This is a genomic window from Streptomyces sp. NPDC051452, assembly GCF_044454765.1.
Classification (GTDB): Bacteria; Actinomycetota; Actinomycetes; order Streptomycetales; family Streptomycetaceae; genus Streptomyces.
Genome location: NZ_JBITEB010000004.1, coordinates 114,899 through 131,951, shown reverse-complemented (window position 1 = coordinate 131,951; position 17,053 = coordinate 114,899). Strand labels below are relative to the sequence as shown.

Sequence of the window (17,053 nt, the reverse complement as noted above, 5' to 3'; positions counted from 1 at the left end):
CGTGTGGTTCACGCGCGGGCGGCGGCGGTCGGCACCTCCGCCGCGGGAGCGGGCAGCTCGTCCGCGTCGGCCGAGGGGCGCTCGCGCAGCGACAGCAGGACGCGCAGGACGCCGATCCAGATCAGGCACGAGCCGAGCATGTGCAGGCCGACCAGGATCTCGGGCAGATGCGTGAAGTACTGCACGTAGCCGATCACGCCCTGGGCGAGCAGGATCAGGAAGAGCACCCGGGTCCGCGTCAGCGGGCCCTTGGGCGCGTCCACCGCCTTCAGGACGAACCACAGCGCGAAGGTCAGCGTCACCACGATCCAGGCCAGCACCGCGTGCAGCTTGGCGACGGTCTCCCAGTCGATGGGGATGCGGTCCACCTCGCTGGAGTCGCCCGCGTGCGGGCCGGCGCCGGTCACCACCGTGCCGACCGCGATGAGCAGCGCGGTCCCGGCCACCAGGCACCACACCAGCTGCCGTACCGCCGTGCCGACCAGCGGCCGTGGCGCGGCGTCGCCCTCGCGGGTGCGCTGCCACGTCAGGGTCGCGACGGTGATCAGGGCGGTGGACAGCAGGAAGTGCGCGGCGACCGTGTACGGGTTGAGCCCGACCAGCACCACGATGCCGCCGAGCACCGCGTTGCCCATGACCACCCAGAACTGCGCCCAGCCCAGCCGGGTCAGGGTGCGCCGCCAGGGCTTCTGGGAGCGGGCCGCGACGATCGCCCAGCCGACGGCCGCGCACAGCACGTACGTCAGCATGCGGTTGCCGAACTCGACGACCCCGTGGAAGCCCATCTGCCTGGTGGTGGTCAGCGAGTCGTCGGTGCAGGTGGGCCATGTCGGGCAGCCGAGGCCGGAGCCGGTCAGGCGCACGGCGCCGCCGGTGACGACGATGACCACCGACATCACGAGAGCGGCGAAGGCCGCCCGCCGGACGGTCCGGGGGTCCGGGGTCCAGCGGTCGGCGATGAAGGCGAGCGGATTGCGCAGGGCCGCCAGGGCGTCGGTGGGGGTCAGCTTTGCCACGCGCACCATCGTAGGCCGCCGCTTGTGCACGCGTTCACGAGGGTCACTCCCGGAGCCAGGGCGGGACCCCCCGACCGGCGGTCACTCCCAGCGGAAGAACCGTCCCGCGGCGGCGAGGGCGAGCACCGCCCACACGGCGAGGATCCCGAGGTCGCCCCAGGGCGTCCCGGCACCGTGCTGGAGCACGTCCCGCAGACCGTCCGAGAGCGCCGAGATCGGCAGCAGACCGAGGACGTGCTGGGCCGAGCCGAACTTCTCCAGCGGCACGATCACCCCGCCGCCGACGAGCAGCAGCAGGAACACCAGGTTGGCGGCGGCCAGCGTGGCCTCCGCCTTCAGGGTGCCCGCCATCAGCAGGCCGAGCCCGGAGAAGGCGGCCGTGCCGAGGACCAGCAGGAGCAGCACGGCGGCGGGATCGCCGTGCGGCGACCAGCCCAGCGCGAACGCGATCACCGTCAGCAGGACGACCTGGAGGACCTCGGTGACCAGCACGGCGACCGTCTTGGCGGCCATGAGGGCCCAGCGCGGGAGCGGCGAGGACGCGAGCCGCTTCAGGACGCCGTAGCGGCGCTCGAAGCCCGTCGCGATGGCCTGTCCGGTGAACGCCGTCGACATCACCGCCAGCGCCAGCACGCCCGGCGTGAGGAAGTCGACCGCCTCGCCCTTGCCGGTGTCCACGACGTCCACGGAGCTGAACAGCACCAGCAGCAGGGTCGGGATGACGACCGTCAGCAGCAGCTGTTCGCCGTTGCGCAGCAGCATCCGGGTTTCCAGCGCCGCCTGCGCCGCGATCATGCGGGACAGCGGCGCGGCGCCCGGCTTCGGGGTGTAGGTGCCCGACGCGGTGGTCATGAGCGCAGCTCCTTGCCGGTCAGTTCCAGGAAGACGTCCTCCAGGGTGTGCCGCTCCACCGAGATCCGGTCGGGCATCACCCCGTGCTGGGCACACCACGAGGTCACGGTGGCCAGCAGCTGCGGGTCGACGTTGCCGACGACCCGGTAGCCGCCCGGGGTCAGCTCGGCGGCCGTGCAGTCGGCCGGGAGAGCCTTGAGCAGGGAGCCCACGTCGAGGCCGGGGCGGCCGGTGAAGCGCAGGGTGTTCTCGGCGCCGCCCTTGCACAGCTGCTCGGGCGAACCCTGGGCGATGACCCGGCCGCCGTCGATGATCGCCACGTCGTCGGCGAGCTGTTCGGCCTCGTCCATGTGGTGCGTGGTGAGGATGACCGAGACGCCGTCGGCGCGCAGGTCCCGCACCAGGTCCCAGGTGGACCGGCGGGCCTGCGGGTCGAGGCCGGCCGTCGGCTCGTCCAGGAACACCAGCTCCGGGCGCCCCACGACGGCCATGGCGAGCGCGAGCCGCTGCTGCTGGCCACCGGACAGCCGCCGGTAGCTCGTCCGGCCGCAGGAGCCGAGCCCGAGCCGTTCGATCAGCGCGTCCACGTCCAGCGGGTGGGCGTGCAGCCGGGCGACATGGCGCAGCATCTCGTCGGCTCTGGCGCCCGAGTAGACCCCGCCGGACTGGAGCATCACACCGACGCGCGGGCGCAGCTCGGCGGAGTCCCGTACCGGGTCGAGGCCCAGGACCCGCACGGTGCCGGAATCCGGCTTGCGGTACCCCTCGCAGGTCTCGATCGTGGTGGTCTTGCCCGCCCCGTTGGGGCCGAGTACGGCGGTGACTCCCGCCTCGGCCGCCAGGTCGAGGCCGTTCACCGCGGTCTTCGTGCCGTACCGCTTCACCAGGGCCTGGACCTGGACCACGGGCTCACTTCGCATGGTTGCAGAGTCTAGGGAGACCGCCTGCCGCTCAGGCGCGGGGGTGGGGGGAAGTCCTCCGCGCGGGGCCGGTGCAGCGGCAGCCACCGCCGCGCGTAGGCCACCGCGTCCGCCACCGGGAACAGGCGTACGTCCGCCGCGCCGACCTTCCCGCGCACCACGGGCCGGTCCCGTTCGAAGTCGTGGCCCAGCTCGTCGAAGCGGTCGGAGGTGATGGACACCTCGACGACCGTCTCCCAGCCGCCGCCAGGAGCGGGCCGGCCGACCTCGACATGGGGCGCCGGTATCCGGTACTCGGCCAGGTGGAAGCTGGTACAGGCGCCGTAGCCGGCGCCGAGCAGCAGCACCCGGGCGCCCAGCCGCTCCAGCCGGGCCAGCGGGCTCAGCTCGCCGAGCCGGCAGTCGCGCGCGTGGCCGTCGGTGATCTCCTTCGCGTGCCGGCCGAGGGCCGCGAACGAGGTCTGCGGATGGGCGCTGCGCACGGCGCCGGGCCAGGTCCGCACGGTCTCCGGGAGCACGCCGACCCCACGCGAGGGGGTGATCAGCGGATCGTACGGCGGCATGGTGGCCCGGATCCGGTCCCACCATTCCCCGGGCACCGGTGGGTCTCCCCAGACGGCCGGATCGGACTGGTCACCGGTCTGGGTGGGGACGACGAGCGTGCCCGACCGGCCGAGAACGTCGAGAATTCCCTGGACGACCGCCACGGCTCCTCCGTTGACCCAGCCGAGGGAACTCAGCGAGGAGTGCACGAGGAGGATCTCGCCGGTTTCGACACCCAGCCGGCCAAGCTGTGCGGCGACTGTGTTCCGGGTGACAAGAGGGCCGGTCGGAGGGGGTGTGGGCATGGTGATGGAGTCTTCCCCAAGGGGGCTCGGAACGCCACCGGATTGCCTTGGCGGGGTGCCGCGCGTGATCGATCAAAGATCGTTTCCGCAGGTCGGATTAGGTCTACCTAAGTGACGCAGGGCACCGGTCGATGATCGGGACGCCGCTTGTCAGTCCCCGAGGAATTACGCAACAATGGCGTTGTGAAAAACGTCGGCGAGGCTCGGGAGACCCCGACAGGGGCCCCGCAGGAGGAGCTAGCGACCGGAGAGCGCTCGACGCGCAACCGGGTCGCGCGGTCCATCCTGGACCACGGCCCGTCGACCGTCGCCGAACTCGCCGGCCGCCTCGGGCTCACCCAGGCCGCCGTCCGCCGCCACCTGGACGCGCTGGTCGCCGACGACGTCGTACAGGCCCGCGAGCAGCGCGTGTACGGCGCGCGTACCCGCGGCCGGCCCGCGAAGGTCTTCGCGCTCACCGACTGCGGCCGCGACGCCTTCGACCAGTCGTACGACAAGCTGGCCGTGGACGCCCTGCGCTGGATCGGCGAGCGCGAGGGCGGCCCGGAGGCGGTCGCCGCCTTCGCCCGCGCCAGGTTCGCCGCCCAGGCGCGCGCCTACCGCGCGGCGGTCGAGAGCGCGAGCCCCGACAAGCGCGCCGAAGCGCTGGCCAAGGCGCTGAGCAGCGACGGGTACGCTGCTACGGCGCGCAGCGCACCGGTCGGCGAGCAGCTCTGTCAGCACCACTGCCCGGTCGCCCACGTCGCGGAACAGTTCCCGCAGCTGTGCGAGGCGGAGACCGAGATCTTCGCCGAGCTGCTGGGTACTCACGTCCAACGACTGGCGACCATCGCGCACGGCGACGGCGTCTGCACGACGTTCATCCCCAAGATTTCCACTGACGCACCTGCAAGTACGGCCGGGAGGAACCCCGCATGACTCTCCCCACGGAGACTGCTCACCCCGAACTCGAGGGCCTGGGCAAGTACGAATACGGCTGGGCCGACTCCGATGTGGCCGGTGCGTCCGCGCGCCGTGGCCTGAACGAGGACGTCGTCCGCGACATCTCGGGCAAGAAGTCCGAGCCGGAGTGGATGACGAAGCTGCGCCTGAAGGGTCTGCGGCTCTTCGACAAGAAGCCCATGCCGAACTGGGGCTCGGACCTCTCCGGCATCGACTTCGACAACATCAAGTACTTCGTGCGCTCCACGGAGAAGCAGGCGGAGTCCTGGGAGGACCTGCCCGAGGACATCAAGAACACCTACGACAAGCTGGGCATCCCCGAGGCCGAGAAGCAGCGCCTGGTCGCCGGTGTCGCCGCCCAGTACGAGTCGGAGGTCGTCTACCACCAGATCCGCGAGGACCTGGAGGAGCAGGGCGTCATCTTCCTCGACACCGACACCGCCCTGAGGGAGCACCCGGAGCTCTTCAAGGAGTACTTCGGCACGGTCATCCCGGTGGGCGACAACAAGTTCGCCTCGCTGAACACCGCCGTGTGGTCGGGCGGCTCCTTCATCTACGTGCCGAAGGGCGTGCACGTCGAGATCCCGCTCCAGGCCTACTTCCGTATCAACACGGAGAACATGGGCCAGTTCGAGCGGACGCTGATCATCGTCGACGAGGACGCCTACGTCCACTACGTCGAGGGCTGCACCGCCCCGATCTACAAGTCGGACTCCCTGCACTCCGCGGTGGTCGAGATCATCGTGAAGAAGGGCGCCCGCTGTCGTTACACGACCATCCAGAACTGGTCGAACAACGTCTACAACCTGGTCACCAAGCGCGCCGTGGCGTACGAGGGCGCGACCATGGAGTGGATCGACGGCAACATCGGCTCCAAGGTCACCATGAAGTACCCGGCCGTCTACCTGATGGGCGAGCACGCCAAGGGCGAGACCCTCTCCATCGCCTTCGCCGGCGAGGGCCAGCACCAGGACGCCGGCTCCAAGATGGTCCACATGGCGCCGAACACCTCCTCCAACATCGTCTCCAAGTCGGTGGCGCGCGGCGGCGGCCGTACCTCCTACCGCGGTCTGGTCGAGATCGGTGAGGGCGCGGCCGGATCGAAGTCGAACGTGCTGTGCGACGCGCTGCTCGTCGACACGATCTCCCGCTCCGACACCTACCCCTACGTGGACGTCCGCGAGGACGACGTCTCCATGGGCCACGAGGCGACCGTCTCCAAGGTCTCCGAGGACCAGCTCTTCTACCTGATGAGCCGCGGTCTGAGCGAGTTCGAGGCGATGGCGATGATCGTGCGCGGCTTCGTCGAGCCCATCGCCAAGGAGCTGCCCATGGAGTACGCCCTGGAACTCAACCGGCTGATCGAGCTGCAGATGGAAGGCGCGGTCGGCTGAGGCCCCGCACCCCCGGACGACAGCCCAGCGAAACTGACGCAGGAAAGAGAGCAGACCGACAGCCATGGCTGAGGCTCAGAATTACCCGGTCGGGTCCACCACCGCCGGCCAGATCGCGGTGGCCGCAGAGTCGACCGTCGCCACGCGCATGAGCGCGCCCCCGTCCTTCGACGTGGCGGACTTCCCCGTCCCCCACGGCCGCGAGGAGGACTGGCGGTTCACGCCGCTGGAGCGGCTGCGCGGGCTGCACGACGGCACCGCGACCGCCACCGGAGACGGCGTGAAGGTGGACGTCCAGGCTCCCGCGGGCGTGACCGTCGAGACCGTCGGCCGTGACGACGCGCGCCTCGGCCGGGCCGGCACCCCGGTGGACCGCGTCGCCGCCCAGGCGTACTCGGCCTTCGAGCAGGCCGGCGTGATCACCGTCCCCAAGGAGACGGTGGTCGCCGAGCCGATCCGCATCGCCGTGCACGGCGAGGGCGGCGTCGCCTACGGCCACCAAGTCGTGGAGCTGAAGCCCTTCGCCGAGGCCGTCGTCGTCATCGACCACACCGGTGACGCCGTGCTCGCCGCCAACGTCGACTACATCATCGGCGACGGCGCCAAGCTGACCGTCGTCTCCGTCCAGGACTGGGACGACAAGGCCGTCCACGTGGGCCAGCACAACGCGCTGATCGGCCGGGACGCCACCTTCAAGTCGTTCGTGGTCACCTTCGGCGGCGACCTGGTGCGGCTGCACCCGCGCGTCGCCTACGCCGGCACCGGCGGCGAGGCCGAACTGTTCGGTCTGTACTTCACCGACTCCGGCCAGCACCAGGAGCACCGCCTCCTCGTCGACCACAACACCCCGCACTGCAAGTCCAACGTCATGTACAAGGGCGCGCTGCAGGGCGAAGGCGCGCACGCCGTGTGGATCGGTGACGTGCTGATCGAGGCGGCGGCCGAGGGCACCGACACCTACGAGATGAACCGCAACCTCGTCCTCACCGACGGCGCGCGGGTCGACTCCGTGCCCAACCTGGAGATCGAGACCGGCGAGATCGTCGGCGCCGGCCACGCCTCCGCCACCGGCCGCTTCGACGACGAGCAGCTCTTCTACCTGATGGCCCGCGGCATCCCGGAGCACGAGGCCCGCCGTCTGGTGGTCCGCGGCTTCTTCGCCGAGCTGGTCCAGCAGATCGGCGTCGCCGACATCGAGGAGCGCCTGCTCGCCAAGATCGAGGACGAGCTGGAGGCTTCGGTCGCATGACCTTCGTACGCGCCTGCGGGCTGAGCGAGCTGGCCGACGACACCCCGAAGCGGGTCGAAGTCGACGGCACGCCTGTCTCGGTCGTGAGGACCGAGGGGGAGGTGTTCGCGATCCACGACATCTGCTCCCACGCGAACGTCTCGCTCTCCGAGGGCGAGGTGGAGGACTGCCAGATCGAGTGCTGGCTGCACGGATCCTCCTTCGACCTCCGCACCGGCAAGCCGTCCGGCCTCCCCGCGACGCGCCCCGTCCCCGTATACCCCGTACAGATCGAAGGGGACGACGTTCTCGTCTCCGTCACCCAGGAGTCCTGAGGCACCCATGGCAACGCTTGAAATCCGAGACCTGCACGTCACCGTCGAGGCCGACAACGCCACGAAGGAGATCCTCAAGGGCGTCGACCTCACCGTGAAGCAGGGCGAGACGCACGCCATCATGGGCCCCAACGGCTCCGGCAAGTCGACCCTCGCCTACTCGCTCGCGGGTCACCCCAAGTACACGATCACCGGCGGCACCGTCACCCTCGACGGCGAGGACGTCCTGGAGATGTCCGTCGACGAGCGCGCCCGCGCGGGCCTGTTCCTGGCGATGCAGTACCCGGTCGAGGTCCCCGGCGTCTCGGTCTCCAACTTCCTGCGCACCTCCGCCACCGCCATCCGCGGCGAGGCCCCCAAGCTGCGCACCTGGGTGAAGGAGGTCAAGGGAGCCATGGAGCGCCTCCACATGGACCCGTCCTTCGCCGAGCGCAACGTGAACGAGGGCTTCTCCGGCGGTGAGAAGAAGCGCCACGAGATCCTCCAGCTCGAGCTGCTCAAGCCGAAGGTCGCGATCCTCGACGAGACCGACTCCGGCCTGGACGTCGACGCCCTGCGCATCGTCTCCGAGGGGGTCAACCGCGTCCGCGAGACCGGCGAGGTCGGCACCCTGCTGATCACGCACTACACGCGCATCCTGCGCTACATCAAGCCCGACTTCGTCCATGTCTTCTCCGCCGGGCGGATCGTCGAGTCCGGCGGCGCCGAGCTCGCCGACAAGCTGGAGAACGAGGGCTACGAGGCATACACGAAGGGTGGCGTATCCGCGTGACACAGCTGCCGGGCCTCCTCGACACAGAGGCGATCCGCAAGGACTTCCCCATCCTGGACCGACTGGTCCACGACGACCGGAAGCTCGTCTACCTGGACAACGCGGCGACCTCGCAGAAGCCGCGCCAGGTACTGGACGCCCTGAGCGAGTACTACGAGCGCTACAACGCCAACGTCCACCGCGGTGTGCATGTGCTCGCCGAGGAGGCCACGGCGCTGTACGAGGGCGCGCGCGACAAGGTGGCGGAGTTCATCAACGCGCCGAGCCGCGACGAGGTGATCTTCACCAAGAACGCCTCCGAGTCGCTGAACCTCGTGGCGAACATGCTGGGCTGGGCCGACGAGCCCTACCGCGTGGACCACGAGACCGAGATCGTCATCACGGAGATGGAGCACCACTCCAACATCGTGCCGTGGCAGCTGCTGGCGCAGCGCACGGGCGCGAAGCTGAAGTGGTTCGGCCTGGACGACGACGGCCGGCTCGACCTCTCCAACATCGACGAGGTCATCACCGAGAAGACGAAGATCGTCTCCTTCGTGCTGGTGTCGAACATCCTGGGCACGGTCAACCCGGTCGAGGCGATAGTCCGCCGCGCTCAGGAGGTCGGCGCGCTCGTCTGCATCGACGCCTCGCAGGCCGCCCCGCACATGCCGCTGGACGTGCAGGCGCTGCAGGCCGACTTCGTGGCCTTCACCGGCCACAAGATGTGCGGCCCGACCGGCATCGGCGTCCTGTGGGGCCGCCAGGAACTGCTGGAGGACCTGCCCCCGTTCCTGGGCGGCGGCGAGATGATCGAGACCGTCTCGATGCACTCCTCCACCTACGCCCCGGCGCCGCACAAGTTCGAGGCGGGCACCCCGCCGGTCGCCCAGGCGGTCGGTCTCGGTGCCGCGATCGACTACCTGAACTCGATCGGCATGGACAAGATCCTCGCCCACGAGCACGCGCTGACGGAGTACGCCGTCCAGCGGCTGACGAGGGTCCCGGACCTGCGGATCATCGGCCCCACCACGGCCGAGGACCGCGGGGCAGCGATCTCCTTCACGCTGGGCGACATCCACCCGCACGACGTGGGCCAGGTCCTCGACGAGCAGGGCATCGCGGTCCGCGTCGGCCACCACTGCGCGCGACCCGTCTGCCTCCGCTACGGAATTCCCGCGACCACGCGAGCGTCGTTCTATCTGTACTCCACGCCTGCCGAGATCGACGCACTGGTCGACGGGCTGGAGCACGTACGGAACTTCTTCGGCTGAGAGGCGTGAGCTGAAACCGTGAAGCTGGACTCGATGTACCAGGAAGTCATCCTGGACCACTACAAGAACCCGCACGGGCGGGGCTTGCGGGACGGCGACGCCGAGGTTCACCACGTGAACCCGACCTGCGGCGACGAGATCACCCTCCGGGTGAAGTACGACGGCACCCGGATCGCGGACGTCTCCTACGAGGGGCAGGGCTGTTCCATCAGCCAGGCCTCCGCCTCCGTGCTGAACGAGCTGCTCGTCGGCGCGGAGCTGGCCGACGCGCAGAAGATCCAGGAGACGTTCCTGGAGCTGATGCAGTCCAAGGGCCGGATCGAGCCGGACGACGCGATGGAGGAGATCCTGGAGGACGCGGTCGCGTTCGCCGGAGTCTCCAAGTACCCCGCGCGGGTCAAGTGCGCCCTCCTGAGCTGGATGGCGTGGAAGGACGCGACGGCCCAGGCGCTGGGCGGCGCCGACGCCGAAAGGAAGACCGCATGACTGACACCGTGGAGATGAAGCCGGCCTCGGAGGAGGAACTCCGCGAGGCCCTGATGGACGTCGTCGACCCCGAGCTGGGCATCGACGTCGTCAACCTCGGGCTGATCTACGGCATCCACGTCGACGACGCCAACATCGCCACCATCGACATGACCCTGACGTCGGCGGCCTGCCCGCTGACGGACGTCATCGAGGACCAGGCCAAGTCCGCCACGGACGGCCTCGTCAACGAGCTGCGCATCAACTGGGTCTGGATGCCGCCGTGGGGCCCGGACAAGATCACGGACGACGGCCGCGAGCAGCTCAGGGCGCTCGGGTTCAACGTCTGAGCGGACCCCTTCGCGTACAGCGGCGGCACCCTGGTGGTGCCGCCGCTTTCGTGTGTCTCAGGCCAGCGCGGCCACCAGCAGGAACGCCGAGTCCGCTCGGTAGAGGTCGTTGTCCTCGGAACGGGCCAGCGTGAGCCGGTAGTCGCGCTGGCGCAGAAAGCGGCCCGGACGGTCGGCCGACTCCAGCTGGGTCGCCCCGGCGAAGGACGACCGGCGCGGGCAGAAGGTGGCGTTCCGCTCGAACCGCGCGGAGCCGTCGTCGTGCTCGGCGCGCAGCCCGTCGTCGTCCCGGTGGCGCAGATACCCGCCGTCGGACGTGGCGAAGGAATAGCACCGGGCGTCGGAGAGTCCCTTGATCACGGTGAAGGTGGCGGCCCGGCGGGCGGCGCCCGAGGCGACCGGGTCGAGCCGCACCCGGCCGCCGCTGACGTGCCAGTAGCGGTCGGGGTGGTCGAGGGAGCGGACGGACTTACGGCTCGCCGCAGGGTGCGTGGAACCGCCCTTGCCCCCGGCCGCCGCCGGCGACCCGGACCGCTGCCCACCGTCGCCCCCACCGGCGTGCCCCCCGGCGGAGGGGCCGGTGGAGGGGCCGGCGGAGGGCGACGCAGAGCCGCTGTCCGCCGGTGCGCCGCTCGGGGCCGGCGCGCCTCGGCGGTGCGAGGCCGCCTCGTGGCCGGGCGCCCGGTCGTTCAGGGCCGTCACGGTCACGCAGGCGGCGACGGCCGCCAGGACCAGCGCGCCGACGGGCCAGAGTCTTCGCACACGCGAGGCGCGGGCCGTGGTGCGCGAGGTGCTGGTGTCATCGGACATCTCTTCAGGCATATGTGGTTCTCCGCGGTGTCGTGCCGAGGGCCGGACATTAGTGACCCCGATGCCCTCCGGGGGCCGTTTCGCGAAGTACCGCCCACGAAAGTGTGACTTTCGGGTTGTGTGCCTTCCCGTCCACCCGGTTATGTACGCTCGTACACATGGGTTACCTGACGCTCGCCGGCGCCATAGCCGCCGAGGTCGCCGCCACGACGGCGATGAAGTACACCGACGGATTCAGCAGACTCTGGCCCTCCCTCCTGACGGCTCTGGGCTATGTCGTCTCCTTCGCGCTGCTCGCCCAGACGCTGAAGTCCGTGCAGATCGGCACGGCGTACGCGATCTGGTCCGGCGTGGGCACCGCGGCCATCGCCGTCCTCGGTCTGCTGCTGTTCGGCGAGGGGCTGAGCACGGCCAAGGTCGCCGGCATCCTGCTGATCATCGGTGGCGTGGTGGTCCTCAACCTGGGCGGGGCGAGCCACTGATGCCCCGCCGCTACGACCCCGAGCGGCGCCGGCGGATCATCGACGCGGCGATCCGGGTGGCCGGCCGGGACGGCCTCGCCGGGCTGAGCCACCGCTCGGTCGCCGCCGAGGCCGATGTGCCGCTCGGCTCCACCACCTACCACTTCGCCACCCTGGACGACCTGCTGGTGGCCGCCCTGTGCCAGACCAACGAGGGGTTCGCCGGGGTCCTGGGCGCCAGCGGGGTGCTGCGGGACACCGCCGGCGACCTCGCGACCGGTCTCGCCCGGGTCCTCGGACAGTGGCTGGGCGGTGACCGGCCGGGCGTCGAGCTGGAGTACGAGCTGTATCTCGCGGCCCTGCGCCGCCCCGCCCTGCGTCCCGTCGCCGCCCAGTGGACCGAGGAGACGGCCGAGCGGCTGGCCGAGCGGGTGGATCCGGTGACGGCGCGGGCCCTGCTCGCGCTGATGGACGGCATCTGTCTCCAGGTGCTGCTGACGGGCGGTTCGTACGACGAGGAGTACGCCCGCGAGGCGCTGGCTCGGCTGATCCCCTGAATCACCGCCCGGCACCTGAGACGCCCCGGTGGCGGTTGGCCTCCGCGACCCCGCCCACGTTAGGTTTTCCCCCATGACCGACTCTGCTTCCCGCACCACCGGCGCCGTGGCCGCCGGCCTCGCCACGATCGCCTCCGACGGCACCGTTCTCGACACCTGGTTCCCGGCGCCCGAACTGGTCGCCGAGCCGGGGCCCGCCGGCACCGAGCGGCTGACCGCCGAGCAGGCGGCGAAGCTGCTGGGCGGCGGAGCGACCGCGGCGGTCGGCCCGGACAGCCGCCGAGGCGTCGAGGTGGTCGCGGTCCGCACGGTCATCGCCTCGCTGGACGAGAAGCCGATCGACGCGCACGACGTCTACCTGCGCCTCCACCTGCTCTCGCACCGCCTGGTCAAGCCGCACGGCCAGAGCCTGGACGGCATCTTCGGCCACCTCGCCAACGTCGCGTGGACCTCGCTCGGCCCGGTCGCCGTGGACGAGATCGAGAAGGTGCGGCTGAACGCCCGCGCCGAGGGCCTGCACCTTCAGGTGACCTCGATCGACAAGTTCCCGCGGATGACGGACTACGTCGCCCCGAAGGGCGTCCGCATCGCCGACGCCGACCGGGTCCGCCTGGGCGCCCACCTCGCCGAGGGCACCACGGTCATGCACGAGGGCTTCGTCAACTTCAACGCCGGCACCCTCGGCACCTCCATGGTCGAGGGCCGGATCTCCTCGGGTGTCGTGGTCGGCAACGGCTCCGACATCGGCGGCGGCGCCTCCACCATGGGCACCCTGTCGGGTGGCGGCAACGTCGTCATCGCCATCGGCGAGCGCTGCCTGATCGGCGCCGAGGCGGGCGTCGGTATCGCGCTCGGCGACGAGTGCGTGGTGGAGGCCGGCCTCTACATCACCGCGGGCACCCTGGTCACCATGCCCGACGGCCAGATCGTCAAGGCCCGCGCGCTGAACGGCGCCTCCAACATCCTCTTCCGCCGCAACTCGGTCACCGGCAAGGTCGAGGCCCGCCCGAACAACGCCGTCTGGGGCGGCCTGAACGACATCCTGCACAGCCACAACTGATCGCACCCACGGCGCCCTTCACGGCCGGCCCGGCCCGGGGAGGGCGCCTTGGCGTGAGCGCGGGGCGAGTGGCCGGGTCAGCCCGTCGTGAGGTGGGTGTGCAGTGCCAGCAGGGTGTCGCCGGCCTCCCGGCTCGCGGGCAGGAGGGGTGCGCGCACCGGGCCCGCCGGGAGGCGGAGGCGGGACAGCAGGGCCTTCGCGGTGACCGTGCCCGGCAGACCCGCGCCGGTCGTCGCCTCGATCAACGGCGTCGCCCGCAGCTGGAGTTCCCTCGCCCGGCCGGTGTCGCCCGCGTCGAAGGCGTCCAGGATCGCGGCGACGTGGGCCGGGACGACGTTGGCGGCCGTGCTGACGCAGCCCACCGCGCCGACCGCGTACAGCGCGAGCACCTGCTCGTCGCAGCCCGCGTAGTACGCCAACTCCGTGCGCTCCAGCACCTTCTGGGTGCCGAGGAGGTCGTAGGAGCAGTCCTTGACGGCCACGATGCCGGGATGGTCCGCGAGCCGGATCATCGTGTCCGGTTCGATGCGGGTGCCGGTGCGGCCCGGGATGTCGTAGAGCATCACCGGAAGACCGGCCGCGTCGGCGACCGCCAGGAAGTGGGCGGTCACGGCCTCCTGTGGCGGCCTGCTGTAGTACGGCGTCACGACCAGGACGCCGTCGGCGCCCGCCTTGCGTGCGGCCAGGGCCAGTTCGACGGTGTGCCGGGTGTCGGACGTGCCGACGCCCGCGACCAGTGCCGCCCGGTCGCCGACCGCCCCGCGGACGGCCGCGACCAGCTCCGCCTTCTCCTCGTCCGTGGTGGTGGGGGACTCACCGGTCGTGCCGTTGAGGACCAGTCCGTCGCAGCCCTCCGCCACCAGCCGCGCGGCCAGCCGCCCGGCCCCGTCGAGATCGAGGGCGCCCTCCTCGGCGAACGGCGTGATCATGGCGCACAGCGTGCGGCCGAAGGGCGGGGCGGGCTTGCGAGTGCTCGTCATGGGAGTAGTCTCGGCACCGCAGTCGTGAAGCTCTACTTAATTCTCCTGACAGATACTGATTAGCATCGCTTACGTTTCTGCGCGGGCGCGCGGCGGCCGGGCATCCGCCCTGTGTCCAACTCGGCGGCCATGGGGCACCATGGCCGAAGGGTCACCGACGTCAGGTCATGGGAGGCACCATGAAACTGGGCAGGGCACTGGCCACCGGGGTCGCCGAGGAGCGGCCGCTCGTCCGGGACGAGGAGACACCACTCCCCGAGGGCACCGTCCGCACCGAACCGGCCGAGCCGGCCCCCGAAGAGGCTCCGGCCGCCCGATGAGGCTGCGGCTCCCGGCGGAACACCCGGCGGAGCCGCCGACGGGATACAAGATCGCCCGCCCGGTGCTGTCCCACGACGGCACCCGCGCCGCCTTCACCGGCGTGTCACTGGGCGGCGCACTGCCGTACCGCGTGCTCGACGACGCCTCCTGCGTCTACGGGCGCCGCCACCGCCCGCCCGCGCGGCTGTGCGACTGCGGCTTCCACTGCGTCCACGACCGCACGACCGCCGAGGCCCTGCTGTGCACCGCCGAGCATCGGGGGGCGGTCCTGCTGGAGGTCCTCGTACTCGGCGCCTACATCCGTTTCGAACGCGGCTTCCGCTACGCCCGGCAGCGGGTGCGCACGGCGACCGTCGGCCCCTGCGACTGCGGTGCCGCCGCGGTCGGGCTGGTCGACGCCGGCTGGGGCCGGCCCGGCTGGCGGGTTCTCGCGCCGGCCTGCGCCGGCTGTACGGGCGGGCGTACGTCCATCTCCCCCGCGGGGTTCGCCCGGCTGGCCGGGGACGGCCTGCGGATGATCGCGGCGCGGGGCGGCCCGGCGGGCCCGGGCGCCGGCCTGCCGCCGGAAACCGGGTTGACTGTGCGCACCGGCCTCGGTGTGCCCGAACTCGTCGCCGAGGCGGCCCTGTTGCAGGCCCGTCTGGACTGGTTCCAGACCCAACTGGCCCGCCTCGGCGAACGCGGTGTCGGGGGGCCGGAACAGGGCTAAGGGATGGTGGGTCGGGTACTCGGGAGTCCCGTACCGTAAGGAGGCGGAACACCGTGACCGTGACATCACACGCACGGACCGCGGCCGACGGGCACCCCTCCACGGGTGAGCTGGTCGGCCGGGCCACCGAACAGCTCTCCCAGCTGCTGCGGCAGGAGGTCGCCCTCGCCAAGGAGGAGCTGACCGAGAAGGGGCGTCGTGCCGGACGCGGGGGCGGGCTGCTGGGCGCCGCGGGCGCCGTCGGCTACGTCGGCCTGATCGTCCTGGCCGGCGCCGCCACCGCAGCCCTCTCTCTGGCGCTGCCCGTGTGGGCGGCGGCACTGATCGTGGCCGCGGTGTTCTTCGCCGTCGCCGGTGTGCTGGCCGCGACCGGCCGAGGCCAGCTGCGCCGCGCGGCCCCGCCAGCGCCCGAGGAGACGCTCGGCAGTGTCCGGGCGGACGTCGACACGATCAGGGAAAGGGCACACCGATGAAGAACCGCAATCCGCACGGCTCGGGTGCCAAGGGCCCCGACGAGCTGCGGCAACAGATCGAGCAGACCAGGAGCCAGCTCGGCGACACCGTCGCGCAGCTGGTGGGGAAGGCCGACGTGAAGGGGCGCGCCCGCGCCCGGGCCGCCGACCTGAGGGACAAGGCCGGTGCCATGACCGTCCAGCTGCGCGCGAGTGCCGCCCACGCCGGACACGCGGTGCAGGACACGGCGGCCAGGACCGGACACGCGGTGCAGGACACGGCGGCCAGGACCGGACACGCGGTGCAGGACACGGCGGCCAGGACCGGACACGCGGTGCAGGACCGGGCGTCGCAGACCGGCCATGTCATGCAGGACCGGGCGCTCCACGCCGGGCACGCCGTGCAGGACCGGGCGCTCCACGCCGGGCACGCCGCGCAGGACCGGGCGGGACGCGCGGGCCAGGCCGTGCAGGTCGCCGTCCCGAGGTCGGTGCGCGGCGCGCTGCGTTCGGGCCGGCGCCGCCCGGGCCCGCTCCTCGCGGTGGGCGTGCTGGGTGTAGCGGCGGTGTCCGCCGCCGTCGTCTGGCGCCGACGGCACCACAACTGACGGCGGGGACCGCGCACAGCGGGTTCCCACCGCCGCCGACAGCACTTCGGCCCACCCTCTCACCGAACACTTTGTCCTCCTGGACAAAAAAAGTTTTCGGTGGGAGGGTGGGCGCATGCTGGACGTGAGCGTGATCGAGGATCCCGAGGCGGCGGCCGTGTCGCTCGACCCCGTACGAGCCAGGCTGCTCGCCGAACTGGCCGCCGAGCCCGCGTCGGCGGCGATGCTGGCCGGCCGGGTCGGACTGCCCCGGCAGAAGGTGAACTACCACCTCAAGGCGCTGGAGCGGCACGGCCTGGTCGAACTGGCCGGCGAGCGCCGCAAGGGCAACGTCACCGAGCGGCTGATGCGCGCGACCGCGGCGTCGTACGTCATCTCGCCGGCCGCCCTCCCCGCCGTACGGCCGGACCCGGACCGCTTCCGCGACCAGTTCTCCGCGCGCTGGCTGCTCGCGCTCGGCGCCCGTCTGGTCCACGACGTCGGCACGCTGATCACCGGTGCCGCCAAGGCCCGTCAGCGGCTGGCGACCTATGCCCTGGACGGCGGGGTCCGTTTCGCCTCCGCGGCCGACCGCGCCGCCTTCGCGCAGGAACTGACGGCGGGCGTGAGCGCCCTGATCCGCAAGTACGACGCTCCCGACGCCGAGGGCGGCCGCGACCACCGGATCGTCGTCGCGCTGCATCCCACGGTCAAGGACCAGCCCCCCGTCGAGAGCTGAGC

22 protein-coding genes are annotated in these 17,053 nt (G+C 71.3%); 16 read left to right on the top strand and 6 right to left on the bottom strand.

The window, feature by feature from the left end; genetic code table 11:
• Window positions 1-8 precede the first annotated feature (8 nt).
• From ACIBA9_RS12860 to ACIBA9_RS12845, 4 genes are all read right to left on the bottom strand, one after another.
• Window positions 9-1,025 (bottom strand): heme A synthase, encoded by a 1,017-nt coding sequence (locus ACIBA9_RS12860; protein ID WP_399362344.1) that lies wholly within the window; start codon window positions 1,023-1,025, stop codon window positions 9-11.
• 72 nt (window positions 1,026-1,097) lie between these two features.
• On the bottom strand, window positions 1,098-1,868 hold the full coding sequence (locus ACIBA9_RS12855; RefSeq protein WP_399362342.1) for an ABC transporter permease: 771 nt from the start codon (window positions 1,866-1,868) through the stop codon (window positions 1,098-1,100).
• A complete protein-coding gene (locus ACIBA9_RS12850) occupies window positions 1,865-2,788 on the bottom strand; it encodes an ABC transporter ATP-binding protein (protein ID WP_399362341.1) in 924 nt (307 codons plus the stop codon). The genes ACIBA9_RS12855 and ACIBA9_RS12850 overlap by 4 nt, the downstream gene beginning before the upstream one ends.
• Before the next feature lie 11 nt (window positions 2,789-2,799).
• Window positions 2,800-3,636 (bottom strand): aminoglycoside N(3)-acetyltransferase, encoded by an 837-nt coding sequence (locus tag ACIBA9_RS12845; RefSeq protein WP_399362339.1) that lies wholly within the window; start codon window positions 3,634-3,636, stop codon window positions 2,800-2,802.
• Window positions 3,637-3,819: 183 nt separating this feature from the next.
• On the opposite strand from ACIBA9_RS12845, the gene ACIBA9_RS12840 reads away from it, so the two are divergent.
• The 8 genes from ACIBA9_RS12840 (at window position 3,820) to ACIBA9_RS12805 (ending at window position 10,375) form a co-directional block, all read left to right on the top strand.
• Window positions 3,820-4,554 carry a helix-turn-helix transcriptional regulator gene (locus ACIBA9_RS12840; protein ID WP_399362336.1) on the top strand — a complete coding sequence of 245 codons (735 nt, stop codon included), beginning with the start codon at window positions 3,820-3,822 and terminating at the stop codon, window positions 4,552-4,554.
• Window positions 4,551-5,972, top strand: a complete 1,422-nt coding sequence (gene sufB, locus ACIBA9_RS12835) for a Fe-S cluster assembly protein SufB (RefSeq protein WP_362162158.1) — start codon at window positions 4,551-4,553, stop codon at window positions 5,970-5,972. Before ACIBA9_RS12840 ends, sufB begins: the two co-directional genes overlap by 4 nt.
• Window positions 5,973-6,036: 64 nt before the next feature.
• Window positions 6,037-7,221: a Fe-S cluster assembly protein SufD gene (sufD, locus tag ACIBA9_RS12830; RefSeq protein ID WP_399362334.1), complete on the top strand. Its 1,185-nt coding sequence runs from the start codon at window positions 6,037-6,039 to the stop codon at window positions 7,219-7,221.
• A complete protein-coding gene (locus ACIBA9_RS12825; protein ID WP_362162152.1) occupies window positions 7,218-7,535 on the top strand; it encodes a non-heme iron oxygenase ferredoxin subunit in 318 nt (105 codons plus the stop codon). The genes sufD and ACIBA9_RS12825 overlap by 4 nt, the downstream gene beginning before the upstream one ends.
• 7 nt (window positions 7,536-7,542) lie before the next feature.
• Complete coding sequence (sufC, locus tag ACIBA9_RS12820; RefSeq protein WP_362162149.1) at window positions 7,543-8,307, top strand: Fe-S cluster assembly ATPase SufC; 765 nt, start codon at window positions 7,543-7,545, stop codon at window positions 8,305-8,307.
• A complete protein-coding gene (locus tag ACIBA9_RS12815) occupies window positions 8,304-9,560 on the top strand; it encodes a cysteine desulfurase (RefSeq protein WP_399362332.1) in 1,257 nt (418 codons plus the stop codon). Before sufC ends, ACIBA9_RS12815 begins: the two co-directional genes overlap by 4 nt.
• Window positions 9,561-9,578: 18 nt before the next feature.
• Window positions 9,579-10,046, top strand: coding sequence for a Fe-S cluster assembly sulfur transfer protein SufU (gene sufU, locus ACIBA9_RS12810; protein ID WP_362162144.1), 468 nt, complete (start codon window positions 9,579-9,581; stop codon window positions 10,044-10,046).
• A complete protein-coding gene (locus tag ACIBA9_RS12805; protein WP_307064113.1) occupies window positions 10,043-10,375 on the top strand; it encodes a metal-sulfur cluster assembly factor in 333 nt (110 codons plus the stop codon). Before sufU ends, ACIBA9_RS12805 begins: the two co-directional genes overlap by 4 nt.
• A 57-nt stretch (window positions 10,376-10,432) precedes the next feature.
• On the opposite strand, the gene ACIBA9_RS12800 is transcribed toward ACIBA9_RS12805, so the two are convergent.
• Window positions 10,433-11,185: an AbfB domain-containing protein gene (locus ACIBA9_RS12800; protein ID WP_399362329.1), complete on the bottom strand. Its 753-nt coding sequence runs from the start codon at window positions 11,183-11,185 to the stop codon at window positions 10,433-10,435.
• 158 nt (window positions 11,186-11,343) lie between these two features.
• Between ACIBA9_RS12800 and ACIBA9_RS12795 the strand changes: the two genes are divergently transcribed.
• The 3 genes from ACIBA9_RS12795 to dapD all read left to right on the top strand — a co-directional run bounded on the left by ACIBA9_RS12795 (window position 11,344) and on the right by dapD (window position 13,263).
• Window positions 11,344-11,667 (top strand): multidrug efflux SMR transporter, encoded by a 324-nt coding sequence (locus ACIBA9_RS12795; RefSeq protein ID WP_362162138.1) that lies wholly within the window; start codon window positions 11,344-11,346, stop codon window positions 11,665-11,667.
• The gene (locus ACIBA9_RS12790; RefSeq protein WP_399362327.1) at window positions 11,667-12,203 is read left to right on the top strand and encodes a TetR/AcrR family transcriptional regulator; all 537 of its coding nucleotides are present in this window, start codon (window positions 11,667-11,669) and stop codon (window positions 12,201-12,203) included. Before ACIBA9_RS12795 ends, ACIBA9_RS12790 begins: the two co-directional genes overlap by 1 nt.
• A 73-nt stretch (window positions 12,204-12,276) precedes the next feature.
• The gene (gene dapD / locus ACIBA9_RS12785; RefSeq protein WP_399362324.1) at window positions 12,277-13,263 is read left to right on the top strand and encodes a 2,3,4,5-tetrahydropyridine-2,6-dicarboxylate N-succinyltransferase; all 987 of its coding nucleotides are present in this window, start codon (window positions 12,277-12,279) and stop codon (window positions 13,261-13,263) included.
• 77 nt (window positions 13,264-13,340) lie between these two features.
• On the opposite strand, the gene dapA is transcribed toward dapD, so the two are convergent.
• Window positions 13,341-14,243 (bottom strand): 4-hydroxy-tetrahydrodipicolinate synthase, encoded by a 903-nt coding sequence (gene dapA, locus ACIBA9_RS12780; RefSeq protein ID WP_399362322.1) that lies wholly within the window; start codon window positions 14,241-14,243, stop codon window positions 13,341-13,343.
• Between the two features lie 179 nt (window positions 14,244-14,422).
• Here dapA and ACIBA9_RS12775 point away from each other — a divergent pair, with 179 nt between their 5' ends.
• The 5 genes from ACIBA9_RS12775 to ACIBA9_RS12755 all read left to right on the top strand — a co-directional run bounded on the left by ACIBA9_RS12775 (window position 14,423) and on the right by ACIBA9_RS12755 (window position 17,051).
• On the top strand, window positions 14,423-14,563 hold the full coding sequence (locus tag ACIBA9_RS12775; RefSeq protein ID WP_399362320.1) for a hypothetical protein: 141 nt from the start codon (window positions 14,423-14,425) through the stop codon (window positions 14,561-14,563).
• A complete protein-coding gene (locus ACIBA9_RS12770; protein WP_399362318.1) occupies window positions 14,560-15,273 on the top strand; it encodes a hypothetical protein in 714 nt (237 codons plus the stop codon). The genes ACIBA9_RS12775 and ACIBA9_RS12770 overlap by 4 nt, the downstream gene beginning before the upstream one ends.
• Before the next feature lie 53 nt (window positions 15,274-15,326).
• Window positions 15,327-15,746 carry a phage holin family protein gene (locus ACIBA9_RS12765; protein ID WP_362162120.1) on the top strand — a complete coding sequence of 140 codons (420 nt, stop codon included), beginning with the start codon at window positions 15,327-15,329 and terminating at the stop codon, window positions 15,744-15,746.
• Window positions 15,743-16,333, top strand: a complete 591-nt coding sequence (locus ACIBA9_RS12760) for a DUF3618 domain-containing protein (RefSeq protein WP_399362316.1) — start codon at window positions 15,743-15,745, stop codon at window positions 16,331-16,333. The genes ACIBA9_RS12765 and ACIBA9_RS12760 overlap by 4 nt, the downstream gene beginning before the upstream one ends.
• 115 nt (window positions 16,334-16,448) lie before the next feature.
• Window positions 16,449-17,051 (top strand): ArsR/SmtB family transcription factor, encoded by a 603-nt coding sequence (locus tag ACIBA9_RS12755; protein ID WP_399362315.1) that lies wholly within the window; start codon window positions 16,449-16,451, stop codon window positions 17,049-17,051.
• The last annotated feature ends 2 nt before the right edge of the window (window positions 17,052-17,053 follow it).